Genomic DNA, 13,729 nt, shown 5'->3' on the forward strand with positions numbered 1-13,729 from the left:
GGACGGCCCGTGCCGGATGTCGGGCATCATGAAGAGGTGAGGAAAGCAGTCGCAGTGCCGCTGTCAGTGCTCGGGCTCGGCGTGGCCGGCGTGGCCTACGCGTCGATCGTGGAGCGCAACTCGTTCCGGTTGCGCCGGTTCGACGTGCCGGTCCTGGCGCGGGGCCAGCGCCCCGTACGGATCCTGCACCTGTCCGACCTGCACCTGACGCCCCGGCGCACCATGCTGATCAACTGGGTGCGCTCCCTCGGCGCGCTGGAGCCCGACCTGGTGGTCAACACCGGCGACTCGATCGCCCACCCCGACGCCGTCCCGTCGCTCCTGCACGCCCTGGAGCCCTTGCTGCGCCGCCCCGGCCTGTTCGTGTACGGCTCCAACGACCTGTACGCTCCGCAGCCCAAGAACCCCCTGCGCTACCTCTGGCGCACCTCGCGCAACGAACGCCGCCAGCACACCCCGTCGCTCCCCTGGGAGGAGCTGGGCGCCGGCATGGCCACCGAGGGCTGGCTCGACATGAACAACACCACCGCCCGCGTCAAGGTCGGCGACCTCGACGTGGCGGTGGCCGGCATCCACGACTCCCACATCTCCCGCGACCGCTACGACCTCGTGGCCGGCCCCGCCCCCTCCGACGCCGACCTCCGCCTCGGCGTCATGCACTCACCCGAGCCGCGCAACATGACCCGCTTCGCCGACGACGGCTACCAGCTCCTCCTCGCCGGCCACACCCACGGCGGCCAGCTCTGCATCCCGTTCTATGGCGCCCTGGTCACCAACTGCGGCATCGACAGGAAGCGCGTCAAGGGCCTCAGCCGCCACGACTCCTCCTGGCTCCACGTGTCCGCCGGCCTCGGCACCAGCCCGTACGCCCCGGCCCGCTTCGCCTGTTTCCCGGAGGCGTCCCTGCTCACCCTCGTGCCCCGGCGCTGAGGCGGGGCCGAGTGGTCACAAGCACCCGCGAAGTCGGCTAGACTTTCCACGCACATGCAAGACGGTGTGCACCGGGGTGTAGCGCAGCTTGGCAGCGCGCTTCGTTCGGGACGAAGAGGTCGTGGGTTCAAATCCCGCCACCCCGACACTGTAGTTGCAGGTCGAGGGCCTGATCGCTGGAGACAGCGGTCAGGCCCTCGATCGTTTGACCGTATGTCTGAACTCCGGGTTCCGCAGTCGGTAGTCACACGTGAGCCCGAAATTGAGGGTTGACCTGGGGGAAGGCGTGCAGGACCGTAGAGGGTCGTGTGCCTACGCCCTCCGCAGCCACGCGCCAGTCGGGTCAGGTCGGCTCGAAGACGGAGCCCCGGGCTGGCGGCGTGATGGAAAGTGCCTGTAGACGGCTCGTTGTACGGGTCGTAGCGGGGTCGTGTGGACGACGGTTCCAGCCGGTCCGGCGAGGGTTACCTGGGACAGACGGGACAATTCGCGGTTGATCCGGGGCTATCTTTGCCCACATCCGCGCTCGGCGACCCGGGTCCGCAGCAGGGCCAGCCAGCAGATCAGCACGTGCGCGCGGATGCGGTGCTCGAGTCGGTGGAAGACCGGGCGCAGGAGCAGTTCGGATTTCATGCGTAGAGTAATCAATCAACCACTCATTGCCAGGGCGCTTGATGGGTTCTAACGCTCGCCGGACAGCTCCACGATCACGATGTCACCGTCCGCCGCGTGCGCTCCGATCTCCGGAGCCGCGGCGCTGTCGACCACGACCGTGACCATCGTCGTGCCGTTGCGCTGCTCGACCACGCTGTCCACCAGCGCGCTGGGTGCCAGAAGCCGGGCCTGCCTCGTGTGGTGGGCGTGGATGACCTGCACCCGGTATCCCGGTTTCAAATCGCTCGGCACCTGACCCGGCTTCAGGGCCAAGCCCACCCGCGCCTTGCCCGCGGCAAGTTTCTCGCTCGCCGTCGTGGTCATCGCCCGGGTGAGCAGCGTGTGGGGAAGGATCGTCACCGCGGCCACTGTCCTGGCGATCTGCTCGCGTTCCGACCACAGCACGTACTCCCCGCCGGCGTCGGCGATCAGCGCTTCTTGCATGACCGCCGGCCGGAATCCCTCCCCCGAGCCGACCTGCTGATTGATCCGGATCACGGAGATCCGCTGATCAGCGCGCTGCACAAGCAGCGTGGTGGCCAAGGCACCTCCGAGCACGAGCAGGACCGCAAGGGCGGCGAGCCCCGGCCGTCGTGGACGTAGCATCGCAGGCAGCCCACGCTCCTTCGAAGCGGTGAACGGAGTCGCCTCACTCGTGGGACGGAACGGTCTTTCGGTCGTCGACACGATCCGCAAGTCTGGCGGAAGTAGCAGGCCTTGCCCTCCAGAGGGTGGGGGAAGTCATCAAGAACGTCATCCTCAGGCGTATAAGTTTCTACCCGATCCTTCTGGTCACTCCACCCGCTACCTCTCCTGCCGTCGGCTTTCGCGGCGAATTTCACGCGAGAACATAAGAAAGTCGCTTATGACCTGGGAGGATAGGAATCATCCATACATGCCGAAATCACAAGATGGAGGCTAGGCTCGTACGATGAGCGCCGGGAAGACCTTGGTCCTGTGGGACATCGACCACACTCTGATCACCATCGGCGGCCTCAGCCACAACATCTACGCCGAAGCCTTCCAAACCGCGACAGGCCAGGCCATGCGCCAGCTCGCCGACATGACCGGCCGCACCGAACGTGCGATCACGGCGGACACCCTGCGCCTGCACCACATCGAGGTTTCGGCTGAGCTGCTGCACTCGTTCGGCCTCGCCCTCGCCGAGTCCTTCCTGACCTTCGAGGAGGAGATCAGGAAACGCGGCCAAGCCCAAGCGCCGGGCGACGAACTGTCCCTCCAGATGATCGACCGCACCGTCGAGCGTGGACACCAGCCGGAGACCGGGCAGGTGTTCGGTCATGGTCTCGATGGACGGGCCCCCGCGTACATCCCATGTGCCCCAGCCCTTCGCTGAAGAGCAGATCGCCGGGTTGCAGGGCGTCCAGCGGAACGCGCCGGTCGGCGCCCCAGCTCCATTGAGACCATGCGGTGCGGGGCTGCCGGAGGCCTGGCCGGTATAGACCATGCCCTTGCTGTTGGGGTCACCGGTGCGGAAGGCGCCGAGCCGCCGCAGGAGCTTGGTCTGCGCGTCGACCATCTTCTCTACCTTGGCCTTCTCCCCGCGCACCTTGTCGTGGGCTGTCTCGGTCTCTGCCGCGCCGCGCGTCAGGCGCAGCAAAACATACTATTCCACATAGTGAATGATTCGGCATTGTCGCTATGAGATACGCGTGGCCCGCCCGGAGCGTTCAGTGCGGCGGACAACGGGTGACGCCGTGAAGATCGTGCCCGCTCAGCAGGGCCGCCGTACCCGTGGTGGTCAGGCCGGACCCGTCACTCAGCAGGGCCGCGCACGCCTTGAACAGCCCGGCCGGACCGTGCCCCACGACCTCGGCCGGCACGGCGAAGGCCGGCGCGGCCAGCACGACGGACGCGACCACCGAGGCGGCCGCCGCCTGCCACAGCGCGATCGCCGCCCAGGCAGTGGCCCTGCGTCCTAACCGGGGGAGGTACACGGCGGCGGCGATCGTGTAGATCACCGGACGAGAGAGGCGATCAGGCCCGGCCACCCCGGTTCGGGAACACCTGCAAGGCCGCCTCAAGCGCTGCGGCTTCCTCCGGAGTGAGCCGTTCCAGGAAGTGGACGAGCGTGGCCGCCTGGTTGTCACTGCCCGCCAGCGCCTTGCGCATCAGGTCGGCGGTGTAGGCCTCTTTGGACGCGATCGGCTCGTAGACGTAGGCGCGGCCGACGGGCTGCCGCTTGAGCAGGCCCTTCTTGTGCAGGTTGTCCATCACGGTCATCACCGTGGTGTAGGCGATCGTCCGCTCCTGGCGAAGGCCCTCCAGCACCTCACGCACCGAGGCCGGCCTGCGCCGGGCCCACATCCAATCCATGATCGTGGATTCGAGCTCGCCCAGGCCGCGCAACATGCCGTAATACTACTGGTGGTCGTCGTCACACCGTTTCTTGAACGGTTCCTTCGGAGCGTTCACCGCGACGATGCCGGCCCGTCACAGGTGAGCCGGGGCTCCGCGTCGTACACGGTGTGGAACTTCTGCTTGCGTACGACCTTCCCGTCCTCCTTGAAGATCCGCCACACGTCGATGGTGAACCCCTCCGCGCCTCCCATCGGGATGCAGTCGGGCCCCGAGTCGGTCAGGCTGGGGACCGGCTTGACGTCGTAGCGCGCCGAGCTCTCGGACTCGATCTCGTAGCGCTTGGTGCTCCAGAACTGCACGGTGATGGAGGTGCCGGTGTACGAGGTCTTGATCAGCACGCCGTACGGCGAGTCGTTGTGCCAGCGGAAATCCGGCTGGGGATAGGAGACCGTGGACTCCCGCCCGGCCGGGTAACGGGAGATGTAGTACTGGTGCGGCCTGTGCTGGACGTCTTCGAAGCCGCCGAAGAAGACCGCGTTGAACATGGTGGTGGCGAACTGCGAGATGCCTCCGCCCACGTCGTTGACGAAGCGGTTGTTGAGGATCATCGGCGCCTCGACGAAGCCGCGCGCCTTGTCGCGCTTGCCGACCACGCCGTTGAGCGAGAACGTCTCGCCCGGCCGCACCACATAACCGTCGAGGATGTCGGCGATGCGGTGGATGTTGGTCACGCGAGGAGCGCAGCACGGGTGGTGCGTGGTGTACGAGCTGACCTTCTCCTTGACGCCCAGCTTCTTCGCCTCGGCGGTCGTCACCCGCGGCTGTCGTGCCACGGCGGGCAACTCGACGGTGCGCTCTCCCGCTGCCACGGCCTCGGCGATCGCCGGGCCGATCGCCTTGGTGTCGACGCCCCGCCCCGGCCGGGAGGGGACGACCTGCGGCTTGCCCTTGACGATTTTGAAGGAGGCGTCCTTCGGAGGCGTCGCCAGCAGTGCCTTGCCCAGGGCCGGAGCGATCTCGGAAGCCTTGAAGGACGGACGCAGACCACCCTGCCCGTCCGAGACGAAACGCAGGCCCGCGGCCAACTGCTCTCTGGACACGGCGGCTTCCTTGCCGCCGCTGGTAAGCGTGAGCGGCGACGCGACCGCCGTGCGCGCGGTGGTCGCGGTGACACGACGGACCTCGGCGGCGGTGACCTTGGGCGGCGTCGCGCGGACGTCCAGTTCCACTGACGTACGGCCCTGCTCGAAGGCCGCCCGTACGGCTCGCGCCGCCTGGTCGGGGTCGAGCGCCCGGCCGGGCTTGGGCAGGACAGCTCGCGGCTCCAGTCCCCGGTAGCGGACACTGCCTTCCCTGGGCTTCTGGTGCACGCTCTCGGCCAGCTCCCCGAGCGCGGCGGTGAGCCGCCCCTGATCCACGGTGACCTTGGGAGGAACCTCGCGACTGCCGAAGAGCGAGCGGGCGACGCCTACCGGGGTGACGGCGCCGTCCATGGCGACCTCGACCGTCGCCCCGGTGTCGAAGCCGAACCCGAGCTCGGCGGGTGTCACTTGTTCCCGCTTCTTCCCGGCGATCAGCGTCAACGGCTCCTCCACTCGCTTCCTCAGCTCCTCGTCCAGCCGGGAGCGGGCGGCCTCGGGTGACATTCCGCCGACGTCGACCCCGTCCACCCGCGTACCGGGTGGAACCTCGCCGGCGAGCAGAACGGCCGGCACGGCGTAGGCCAGTATCGCGACGAGGACGGCGACGGCCGGGATGAGCACGCCGGGCGAGCGCAGGCGGCTCCGGTCCTGGCGCGGGTGATGATCGCTCATGTGCCCGCCGGTCGGAAGGCGACGTCGCCACCCTTGTTCCGCGACTCGTGGACAGTGCCGTCTTCGAGGGCGGCGAGCAGCCGGTTGCCGTCAACGGCGGCGAACGCGACGACTCGCCCCGCGCCGCCGGCCTGCCAGGTGCGCCCGCCGTCACAGCTGGTTTGAACGCGTCTCTCGGCGTCCACACCCACCAGCGGAGTCCAGCTCTCGCCGTCGCCGGGACTCGACCGTACGCGGCCGGTCCGGCCGTCGTGGGCGTACAGCTTGTCGCCCGCGGTTGCGGCACGAAGCCGTGGATCGCGCATGACTCACCCTACTAGCCGATATAGTACTTCAGCCCACGCAGGCAACCCTGACTGCCGCCTGCATCGCGGGCTTTACTGGACCATACCTGCATCAATGGACCGATATGTGCGGCAGTAGTGGCGCAGGCCCAGTACGGCGGGCTGGTGACGATGCAGTCCACCGAGCCTGCGGGCATCTCTGCGAGCACCTGGCGGGCGTCTCCCTGGTAGATCGCCATGCATCGTGCTGCTGCTCAGTTCGCTGGTTGCAGGCCGGCCAGAAGGTTGAAGGCCCCGGTCAGCAGGTTGAGTGTGACCACGCCGACGATCTCCGCGATGATGCGGTCGCTCCAGCCGTGCGCGCGGAGGTCTGCGACATCCGCGTCGGTGATGGAGGACGGCTCGGCCAGCACCCGTACGGCCACGGCGATCAGGGCTGCCTCTCTGGCGTCGGTGGACGTGCCCTGCCGGGCCAGGGCGATGTCGGCCTCGCTGAGCCCGGCCGCGCGCCCGGCCTCGACGTGCGCCTGCATGCAGGTGCCGCATCCGATCCACTCCTGGACGGCGAGCGAGACCTTCTCGCTGAGGGCGCGGGGCAGCTTGACCCGCTTCATGGCGCGAGAGAAGTTCAGGTAGCCCTCAAGCAGCGCCGGCGAGTGCGCCATGGTGGCGACCATCTCCCCCACGCTTCCTCTCCTGTCGAGGATGTCGTTCAGCAGTTCCTTGGACCTGCCCGGGGCGTCGGCAGGCTCAAGCGGGACGAGACGTCGCATATGTCCTCCTCAAGACTCTCGATGTACCATACCCCCCTACCGTATAAGGAGGAAGGCGTGGAGCGATGGCTCGTTGAGCATCTGTCCCACTGGCTCGGCGGCTGGCCCGCAGTGACCGAGCTGGACATCGTCGGCGCGGACGTGCGCGATCATCCCGGCTGGGACGGCAAGATCCATCCCGCGATCGGGGTGTCCAGCCCCGAGGCAGGCGTGTTGTCGCTCCCTCCACACGCCGTCACGGCCGCGACGAAGCTGTACGCCGAGGACAGGGACCTCGCCGTGCTGGGGCCGCGGGTTCCCGCCCTGGCGGGCTTCCCCGAGCGCGGCTGGTTCACCGCCGTCTACCGCTGGACCACCCACCCCGAGCCCTTGCCCGACGCCGGTACCTGGATGGCCGCGGACGCCCCCGGCGTACCGGACTGGCTGCTGCCCTTCGGCGGGGATGTCCTGGTGGCCATGGACCCCGCAACCGGCGAGCACCTGGCCGGGGTGGGAATCAAACGGCACGACGCCTACGGCCGCGAACTGGCAGTGGTGACCGCTCCCCAGGCCCGCGGCCGGGGCCTCGCCCGCCGCCTGGTCGCCCAGGCGGCCAGACGGGTGCTGGACGAAGGCGCCCTGCCCACCTACATGCACGACCCCGCCAACCGGGCCTCCGCGGCGGTGGCCGAAGCCGCCGGCTTCCCCGACCGGGGATGGTTCGCCTTCGGCGCCGCCGAAGCCCGTTGATCACACTGCTTCACGGCGGGGCACTCCGCCGCGTCAGAACAGATCGCGCTGCACCGCGCATGCTCATCTACGACCGTCACATCGCCGTCGTACAAGCCGATCCAGAGTCCCTGCAGGCCGGCACTGTGCTGATTCGCGGCGGCGGCCGACTCGGCCGGCTCGACCCCGGCTGACCGGTGAGCGGCGGAACCCTGCTCCCACGAGGTTCAGCAATTGACGTCGACGACGAACCCGCTGGCGGCCAGTTCGGTCAGGAAGGCGATCGGGTCCACCAACTGCTCGATGTGGCGGACGCCGGCCGGCAGTCCGGGCAGGTCGCGGACGAGCAGCGCGGCCGCGCGGCCGGTCGCACAACTCTGTGAGTGCCCGCCGAACGACGCCTGAGCCGCTCCGGCGCTGACCGTCACCGCGAAGCCGTCGCTTCCGAGGTGGACCTTCGCCAGCGTCTTGAGCAGCAGCTCTCGTATCCGGGGACGGCGCAGCAGCCCTGCGATGGCAGGGCGCCGGGCGGCGGCCAACAGCGTGGTGAACAGGCGGGAGTCGAGGCACAAGCCCGTGCGGGCGGACGGTACGGCGATCGTCCGGGGCAGCGTGTACTGGTCGGAGAAGGGGAAACGATGCACGATACGGGCACCGTACGGCTCGGGGAAGGCCATCGTCCACGAGCCTTCGAGCGCGCCCAGCCCGTCCAGTGTCCAGGCGATCGCCGCCGAGCCGTGCTGCTCCCCCGAGCCGAGCAGCACGCCGATGTGCAGGTCGCTGCCCGGTGACCGCTCGGCGACCACGCGCGCCAGCAGGTTGGTGACGCCGGGAACGAGGCCGACACTCAGGACGGCGGTCGCGCCGCGCGCCGCGGCGAGATCGTCCAGTTCCTCGATCGTGGCCAGTACGTCATGGGAGGCCGACACGTCGACATAGCCGATGCCGCGCTCCAGGCAGGCGCGGGCGACGGCGGCATTGTCGATCTCGGCGCACATAAGCACCGTCGTGATTCCCTCCAGTGACCTGGCCAGGTCAGCGGGGTCGGCGGCGTCCACGCGAACCGACGTCACACCGGCAATGGGCCGGGCACGGCCTGGATTGCGCCCAGCGACGATCACCTCTGTGTCGGGACGTCCTGACAGAGCCAGGGCGGCCTCGCGGCCGACCGCACCATATCCGCCGAGGATGAGGACGGCGCTCACCGACGGGCCCCTTCCGCAACCGGCCGCCCGAGAATGAACGTGGTGTTCACTGGTTCGCCACTTCGTAACCGGCCTCTTCGACGGCGGCGGTGATCTTCGCTGGGTCGACGGGGCCGTCGCTGTTCACGGTCAGCAGGCCGGTCGCCAGGTCCACCTCGACGTTGGTGACACCGGCCACTTCACTGACTTCCTCCTTGACGGAGCTGACGCAGTGGCCGCAGGTCATGCCCTTGACGGTGTAGGTGGCGGTGCTCATATCGATCTCCCTTTCAATCCGGTCGGTCAGGAACGAACAAGCCGGGCGATGGCGTCGGAGGCCTCCTTGACCTTGGCCTCCGCCTCGGGCCCGCCCTTCTGCGTGGCCTCGGCGACGCAGTGGGCCAGGTGCTCTTCGAGCAGCGCCAGGGAGAACGACTTCAGCGCGCTGGCCGCTGCCGACACCTGCGTCAGGATGTCGATGCAGTACTTGTCGTCCTCGACCATGCGCTGCAGGCCGCGGACTTGCCCCTCGATACGGCGCAGACGCATCGCATGGTTCTGCTTGCTGTGGCTGTATCCGGCCATGTCCACTCCCCTCTGGTTCGGTTGTTCGGAATAACACCATACCCCCCTATGGTATTTCTGCCATTCGCGGGTGGCCCTTGCCGCCGGCCGTACACGATTGAAGGAGTCCGCATGCCGCACATGATCCGCAAGCCAGGCGTCCTCGGCGGGACGTCGCTGGCCGTTTCCTCGCCGGAGTTCATTTCGTCAATGACGCGATCACCGCGATGCTCGGAGCCCTGCTGCCGACGTTGCAGGATCGCTTCGGGCTCGGACCGGCCCTGCTGTCCGTGCTCGTGTCAGGGTCGCTCGATCGGCCCAGTCCGGTTCCGCACGACGATCTGACGCCGCAGTACCGTCACCTCATGCCGGAGCACCATGATCTCGGCGTCCATGGCCGCCTCGCTTCAGCCCAGGAGGACCAACCAGCCGAATACCCGGACCACGATCAGATACAGGAGATGGGCTGACACCAGAGCCGATCTGGGCCGTTGGGTCGGGCACGGCGAACTCATGAACTGGGGCGCCGAAAGGCCACCCCCGGCGGGAAGTGGCCCTCGGGGAAGAGCGGCGGTCAGGCTCGGGCGGTCACCAGGGTCACCGCGGTCTCCGAGTGGACGCCGGTCTCATCCGTGCAGTGCGCCAGATTCGCGCGTACGGCGGCCGCGAGGTCGGCGCGACGCGAACCGATGTACGGGCTGACCGCGGAGAAGTCGAACAGGCAGCAGATCGCGTCAGGCCCCCCGGGAAGGGTGGCCGGCAGCGTCCATTCGTGGAGTTCGATGTCCACGAAACCGGCCTCCTTCGCCAGCATGGCGACCTCGATCCCGGGCAGGGACCACGGTTCCTCGAAGAGGCCCGCCTTGTCGGGGCCGAGGACGGTGGCGACGGCGTCGTGCAGGGCGCGGAAGAGGGGGTTGCGGTGCAGCGGCTGCCACGTGGCGATGGCGATCCGCGCGCCGGGGCGGGCGGCCCGCCGCATCTCGGCCAGCGCCGCGCCGCGATCGGGAACGAACTGCAGGACCTGCTGCATGGTGATCAGGTCGAACGCTTGGTCGGAGACGTGCAGCGGGGTGGCACCGCATTCCACGTACTGGATGGGGGCGCCGTCGAGGGCAGGCAGTTCAGCGGCGAGGGCGAGCATGGCGGGGTTGAGGTCGGTGCCGACCACGGCGCCGGTGGGGCCGACCGCCTTGGCCAGCACCCTGGCGACAGTGCCGGGGCCGGTGCCGACGTCGAGCGCCTTGGTGCCGGGGGCCGGCGCCAGCGCCTCCACCATGTACTCCGCCCACGGCTGGAAGATCGACGGGAGCAGGATGTCCTGGTACTGCCGTACCAGGCTGACGTCGAAGGAGGTGCCCGCGGTCACGGCGGCCCGGGACCTCGTGGCCGTTTCGAGGGTCTCGGCGAGGATGTCGACCTCGTCGGGGGAGTTGTACAGGTAGAACGAGGCCCGGATCGCGGCGGGGACGCCGAATCGGCTGCACGCGAGCTGCGCGCAGTGGTTGCCGGACCGGACGGCGATGCCCGCCTCGTCCAGACTCGCGCGCATGCGCTGGAGCGGGATGCTGTCCACCACGAACGACAGGAGCGGCAGCCGGTTCGCGGTGTCGGTCGGGCCGATGAAGCGGATGCCGGAAACGTCGCCGAGCCGGTCCAGGGCGTACTCGATCAGGGCCTGGTCATGGGCGGCGATCGCGTCCATGCCGATGTTGCTCAGGAAGTCGCAGGCGGCGCCAAGGCCGACGGCCTGCGCGACCGGGGGTGTGCCGGCCTCGAACTTGAGCGGGGGCGCGGCGTAGTGCATGGCGTCCACCGCGACGTGCTCGATCATCTCGCCGCCGCCGAGGAAGGGCGGGAGCTCTTCCAGAAGTTCGTACCTGCCCCACAAGGCGCCGATTCCGGTCGGGCCGCACATCTTGTGGCCGGAGAACGTGACGAAGTCGGCTCCCAGCGCGGTGACGTCGATGCCGAGGTGCGGGACCGACTGGGCCGCGTCGACGACCATCAGGGCGCCGACCTCATGCGCGCGGGCGGCGATCGTTGCGACCGGGTTCACCGTGCCCAGGATGTTCGACGCGTGCACGACCGTGACGACCTTGGTCCGTTCGTTGAGCTTCTCGCTCAGGTCGGAGAGGTCCAGGCGGCCGTCGTCGGTGATGCCGAGATATCTGACCTTCGCACCCACCCGCTCGGCCAGCAGCCGCCAGGGGATCAGGTTGGAGTGGTGCTCCATCTCGGTCAGGACGATCTCGTCGCCGGGACCGACGCGGAGCCGTCCGTCCGCCCAGATGAACGAGTTGGCCAGCAGGTTGACGGCCTCGGTCGCGTTCTTGGTGAACACGATCTCCTCGGCTCGCGGTGCGCGCACGAACGCGGCGATCTTGCTTCGCGCCCCTTCGTACAGGTCGGTCGCCTGTACGGCCAGCCGGTACACGCCACGGTGCACATTCGCATTGGTGCGGATGTAGTAGTGGTTCAACGCGCCCAGGACAAGGGCGGGTTTCTGCGTGGTGGCGGCGCTGTCGAGGTACACGGGTGGGCGGGAACCGTCAAGGGCGGTTTCGAAGAACGGGAATTCCTTCCGAATCGACTCGACGTCGATCGCCATCGTGGTCTCCTCCTGCCGAATGGTGTAGCGGCATTGTCGGCGGAGCCCGACCGGATAGATCCAACTGGAGTTGCTTCGTGGCGAACCCTTCAGCGTAACCCACATTTCACGAAGGTCGAGCGGCAAGGAGTCGCCGTCATTTCCGGCCACCGAGGGCCTCGAATTCCTCACTTAATGTGGCGGCATGGTCGGCGATTTCTTGGTTGACGGCGCGCGGATCATGGCCAGGCGCCGTTCGCGCGGCCTTACCCGGAGAATTCTGGCCGACCTGGTCGGCTGCAGCGAGGAATGGCTCCGCCTGGTCGAGAACGGGGTGAAACCCCTGGATCGGCTGTCGACCATCATGCGGATCGCCGAAGTGCTCCGCGTCGAGGATCTCTCCGAGTTCGTCGGCGGCCGGACGAAACTCCCGCCCGCCTGCGAGCACGGCGAATCCGACGAGGTCGGGAACGCGCTGCTGCTGCCCGGCCGGTTCACCGGCGAGGCGACCGAGAGCGTACTGCGGGTGCAGCACCACGTGATGACGGCGTGGGAGATCTGGCAGCGCTCGCCCCACCGCTACACCGAGACGCGGCGCCGCCTGCCGCCGCTGCTGTCGATGGCCGACCTGTCGGCCAGGGGCGCCACCGGCGCGGACCGGGAAGCCGGTACGGCCGGCCTCACCCAGGTGTACCGGCTGTTCGCGGCGCTGCTGCGAAGCTGCGGCCAGCACGCGCTGGCCCTGGTCGCCGCCGATCGCGCGGTGGCCTCCTCGGCGGGTTCGGCGATCACGAAGGCTGAGGTGGCGGGCGTGCTCGTCTCGCTCGGCCGGTACGCCGACGCGCGCTGGCTGTGCCTGGCGGTGATCGACGAGCGGCCCGAGTCGCTTGAGGTCACCGGGCTCTGCTATCTGACGGCCGCGCTCGCCGCCGCCGAGGAGAGCGACGTGCTGCGGGCCGAGGAGCTGCTGAACCACGCCCGTAGGATCGGCGACCGGCTGGGCACGGAGTTCGCACTGGAGGTGGACCTGCACCGAGTCGCGGTCGCGGTCCGGATGGGCCGGTGCGCGCAGGCGATCCGCCTCGCCGCGGGTGTCGACGCCGACCGCCTCCCCGACAGGGACCGCCAGGCGCGGCACCTGCTGGCCGTGGCCACCGCGCACGCGATGGACGGCGACTCGAGCGCGGCCATGGCGCTGCTGTGGCGGATCGTCGAGGGCTGCCCGGAGGAGCTGCGATTCAACGCGGACGCCGGACCGGTGCTGGCCCGGCTGCGGGCGATGGACTGCGAGTCGACCCGAGGGGAACTTCGGCAGATGACCCGGATCACCTCTTGATTCATCAACGTCGGGGCATGGACGACGCGCTTCTCGGCCGTTCGGGACGACCACGCCCGTCGCCATCTCCGCGAACACCGACTTCCCCCTGCCGGATGAGGACACACCGCACGGCAAGACCTGGACGTACCTCAGCCTGAAGGGCGGGCCGTCGAGGCCGGGGTCTTCGCCGGTTGAGGATGCGATCCCAAGGCGACATACCAGCGCCGATCCTGGCGAGTGAGCACCAAGGTCTCGGCATAGTGCCCAGAGGTGCCGCGGCCCACGAGCCGGGCGGTCGCCACCTTCGGCGAGATCTCGCTGCTGATGTCGACGTTCCCAAGCCGGATCTGCCGGCCGCCGTGCATCTCCAGCCGCCGCTGGATGTCGGCTGCCGGGTCGTTCCCGATCGGGGCCAGCAGGGCGAGCCGCTGCGCGTCGTGCTGGTTCAGCCCGGTCACGTAGGCGTCCACCGCGGCCCGGGGGCTGGCGGCTCCTCCGGGCGTCTCCGTGATGCCGCATCCGAACAGCAGCGCGCATCCGGCGAAGGCCAGGACGAGCCTCCGCCGGATGTCCGAGATGATGCTCATG

The 13,729-nt window shown here is 68.8% G+C and carries 17 protein-coding genes, 1 tRNA gene and 1 pseudogene; 5 read left to right on the plus strand and 14 right to left on the minus strand.

What is annotated here, in order from left to right; all coding sequences use genetic code 11:
• The first annotated feature begins 36 nt into the window (after positions 1 to 36).
• Positions 37 to 930, plus strand: a complete 894-nt coding sequence (locus tag ABD999_RS13950; protein ID WP_271276099.1) for a metallophosphoesterase — start codon at positions 37 to 39, stop codon at positions 928 to 930.
• A gap of 72 nt (positions 931 to 1,002) precedes the next feature.
• A tRNA-Pro gene (locus ABD999_RS13955) sits at positions 1,003 to 1,076 on the plus strand.
• A 197-nt stretch (positions 1,077 to 1,273) separates the two neighbouring features.
• Here ABD999_RS13955 and ABD999_RS43920 read toward each other — a convergent pair.
• The 9 genes and pseudogenes from ABD999_RS43920 to ABD999_RS14000 form a co-directional block, all read right to left on the minus strand.
• Positions 1,274 to 1,563 (minus strand): annotated as a pseudogene (locus tag ABD999_RS43920) (IS1634 family transposase); the annotation flags it as partial.
• Positions 1,564 to 1,611: 48 nt separating this feature from the next.
• A complete protein-coding gene (locus tag ABD999_RS13965; protein WP_271276097.1) occupies positions 1,612 to 2,127 on the minus strand; it encodes a hypothetical protein in 516 nt (171 codons plus the stop codon).
• A 361-nt stretch (positions 2,128 to 2,488) separates the two neighbouring features.
• Positions 2,489 to 3,205 carry a hypothetical protein gene (locus ABD999_RS13970; RefSeq protein WP_271276096.1) on the minus strand — a complete coding sequence of 239 codons (717 nt, stop codon included), beginning with the start codon at positions 3,203 to 3,205 and terminating at the stop codon, positions 2,489 to 2,491.
• 70 nt (positions 3,206 to 3,275) lie between these two features.
• Positions 3,276 to 3,566 (minus strand): hypothetical protein, encoded by a 291-nt coding sequence (locus tag ABD999_RS13975; RefSeq protein ID WP_271276095.1) that lies wholly within the window; start codon positions 3,564 to 3,566, stop codon positions 3,276 to 3,278.
• 16 nt (positions 3,567 to 3,582) lie between these two features.
• A complete protein-coding gene (locus ABD999_RS13980; RefSeq protein ID WP_271276094.1) occupies positions 3,583 to 3,957 on the minus strand; it encodes a BlaI/MecI/CopY family transcriptional regulator in 375 nt (124 codons plus the stop codon).
• A 59-nt stretch (positions 3,958 to 4,016) separates the two neighbouring features.
• On the minus strand, positions 4,017 to 5,720 hold the full coding sequence (locus tag ABD999_RS13985; RefSeq protein WP_271276093.1) for a VanW family protein: 1,704 nt from the start codon (positions 5,718 to 5,720) through the stop codon (positions 4,017 to 4,019).
• The gene (locus tag ABD999_RS13990; RefSeq protein WP_271276092.1) at positions 5,717 to 6,025 is read right to left on the minus strand and encodes a beta propeller repeat protein; all 309 of its coding nucleotides are present in this window, start codon (positions 6,023 to 6,025) and stop codon (positions 5,717 to 5,719) included. Before ABD999_RS13990 ends, ABD999_RS13985 begins: the two co-directional genes overlap by 4 nt.
• An 11-nt stretch (positions 6,026 to 6,036) precedes the next feature.
• Entirely contained in the window at positions 6,037 to 6,243 is a 207-nt protein-coding gene (locus ABD999_RS13995) for a hypothetical protein (protein ID WP_271276091.1), read from the minus strand.
• A 15-nt stretch (positions 6,244 to 6,258) separates the two neighbouring features.
• On the minus strand, positions 6,259 to 6,777 hold the full coding sequence (locus tag ABD999_RS14000; protein WP_271276090.1) for a carboxymuconolactone decarboxylase family protein: 519 nt from the start codon (positions 6,775 to 6,777) through the stop codon (positions 6,259 to 6,261).
• A gap of 57 nt (positions 6,778 to 6,834) precedes the next feature.
• Between ABD999_RS14000 and ABD999_RS14005 the strand changes: the two genes are divergently transcribed.
• A complete protein-coding gene (locus ABD999_RS14005; RefSeq protein WP_271276089.1) occupies positions 6,835 to 7,506 on the plus strand; it encodes a GNAT family N-acetyltransferase in 672 nt (223 codons plus the stop codon).
• Between the two features lie 206 nt (positions 7,507 to 7,712).
• Here the strand turns inward: ABD999_RS14005 and ABD999_RS14010 are convergent, their stop codons facing one another.
• From ABD999_RS14010 to ABD999_RS14020, 3 genes are read right to left on the minus strand one after another with little or no spacing between them, the layout of a single operon-like run.
• Positions 7,713 to 8,690, minus strand: coding sequence for a saccharopine dehydrogenase family protein (locus tag ABD999_RS14010; RefSeq protein ID WP_271276088.1), 978 nt, complete (start codon positions 8,688 to 8,690; stop codon positions 7,713 to 7,715).
• Positions 8,691 to 8,736: 46 nt separating this feature from the next.
• Positions 8,737 to 8,946 carry a heavy-metal-associated domain-containing protein gene (locus tag ABD999_RS14015; protein WP_148036270.1) on the minus strand — a complete coding sequence of 70 codons (210 nt, stop codon included), beginning with the start codon at positions 8,944 to 8,946 and terminating at the stop codon, positions 8,737 to 8,739.
• Between the two features lie 26 nt (positions 8,947 to 8,972).
• Positions 8,973 to 9,254, minus strand: a complete 282-nt coding sequence (locus ABD999_RS14020) for a metal-sensitive transcriptional regulator (protein WP_148037235.1) — start codon at positions 9,252 to 9,254, stop codon at positions 8,973 to 8,975.
• A 206-nt stretch (positions 9,255 to 9,460) separates the two neighbouring features.
• On the opposite strand from ABD999_RS14020, the gene ABD999_RS14025 reads away from it, so the two are divergent.
• Positions 9,461 to 9,703 (plus strand): hypothetical protein, encoded by a 243-nt coding sequence (locus ABD999_RS14025; protein ID WP_271276087.1) that lies wholly within the window; start codon positions 9,461 to 9,463, stop codon positions 9,701 to 9,703.
• 104 nt (positions 9,704 to 9,807) lie between these two features.
• Here the strand turns inward: ABD999_RS14025 and ABD999_RS14030 are convergent, their stop codons facing one another.
• Positions 9,808 to 11,844: a SufS family cysteine desulfurase gene (locus tag ABD999_RS14030; RefSeq protein ID WP_333485696.1), complete on the minus strand. Its 2,037-nt coding sequence runs from the start codon at positions 11,842 to 11,844 to the stop codon at positions 9,808 to 9,810.
• Positions 11,845 to 12,028: 184 nt separating this feature from the next.
• Here ABD999_RS14030 and ABD999_RS14035 point away from each other — a divergent pair, with 184 nt between their 5' ends.
• Entirely contained in the window at positions 12,029 to 13,159 is a 1,131-nt protein-coding gene (locus ABD999_RS14035) for a helix-turn-helix domain-containing protein (protein WP_271276086.1), read from the plus strand.
• 131 nt (positions 13,160 to 13,290) lie between these two features.
• Here ABD999_RS14035 and ABD999_RS14040 read toward each other — a convergent pair whose 3' ends face one another.
• Positions 13,291 to 13,728, minus strand: coding sequence for a hypothetical protein (locus ABD999_RS14040; protein WP_271276085.1), 438 nt, complete (start codon positions 13,726 to 13,728; stop codon positions 13,291 to 13,293).
• Between the last annotated feature and the right edge of the window lies 1 nt (position 13,729).

It is taken from the genome of Nonomuraea ferruginea (genome assembly GCF_039540635.1).
GTDB lineage: Bacteria > Actinomycetota > Actinomycetes > Streptosporangiales > Streptosporangiaceae > Nonomuraea > Nonomuraea ferruginea.

What these genes read in the sequence shown, in the direction of transcription:
- ABD999_RS13980 (WP_271276094.1), bottom strand. Translation starts at nt 3,957, where the DNA reads ATGTTGCGCGGCCTGGGCGAGCTCGAATCCACGATCATGGATTGGATG.
- ABD999_RS14020 (WP_148037235.1), bottom strand. Translation starts at nt 9,254, where the DNA reads ATGGCCGGATACAGCCACAGCAAGCAGAACCATGCGATGCGTCTGCGC.
- ABD999_RS13985 (WP_271276093.1), bottom strand. Translation starts at nt 5,720, where the DNA reads ATGAGCGATCATCACCCGCGCCAGGACCGGAGCCGCCTGCGCTCGCCC.
- ABD999_RS14040 (WP_271276085.1), bottom strand. Translation starts at nt 13,728, where the DNA reads ATGAGCATCATCTCGGACATCCGGCGGAGGCTCGTCCTGGCCTTCGCC.
- ABD999_RS14015 (WP_148036270.1), bottom strand. Translation starts at nt 8,946, where the DNA reads ATGAGCACCGCCACCTACACCGTCAAGGGCATGACCTGCGGCCACTGC.
- ABD999_RS14025 (WP_271276087.1), top strand. Translation starts at nt 9,461, where the DNA reads ATGCTCGGAGCCCTGCTGCCGACGTTGCAGGATCGCTTCGGGCTCGGA.
- ABD999_RS14000 (WP_271276090.1), bottom strand. Translation starts at nt 6,777, where the DNA reads ATGCGACGTCTCGTCCCGCTTGAGCCTGCCGACGCCCCGGGCAGGTCC.
- ABD999_RS14035 (WP_271276086.1), top strand. Translation starts at nt 12,029, where the DNA reads ATGGTCGGCGATTTCTTGGTTGACGGCGCGCGGATCATGGCCAGGCGC.
- ABD999_RS13990 (WP_271276092.1), bottom strand. Translation starts at nt 6,025, where the DNA reads ATGCGCGATCCACGGCTTCGTGCCGCAACCGCGGGCGACAAGCTGTAC.
- ABD999_RS13995 (WP_271276091.1), bottom strand. Translation starts at nt 6,243, where the DNA reads ATGGCGATCTACCAGGGAGACGCCCGCCAGGTGCTCGCAGAGATGCCC.
- ABD999_RS14030 (WP_333485696.1), bottom strand. Translation starts at nt 11,844, where the DNA reads ATGGCGATCGACGTCGAGTCGATTCGGAAGGAATTCCCGTTCTTCGAA.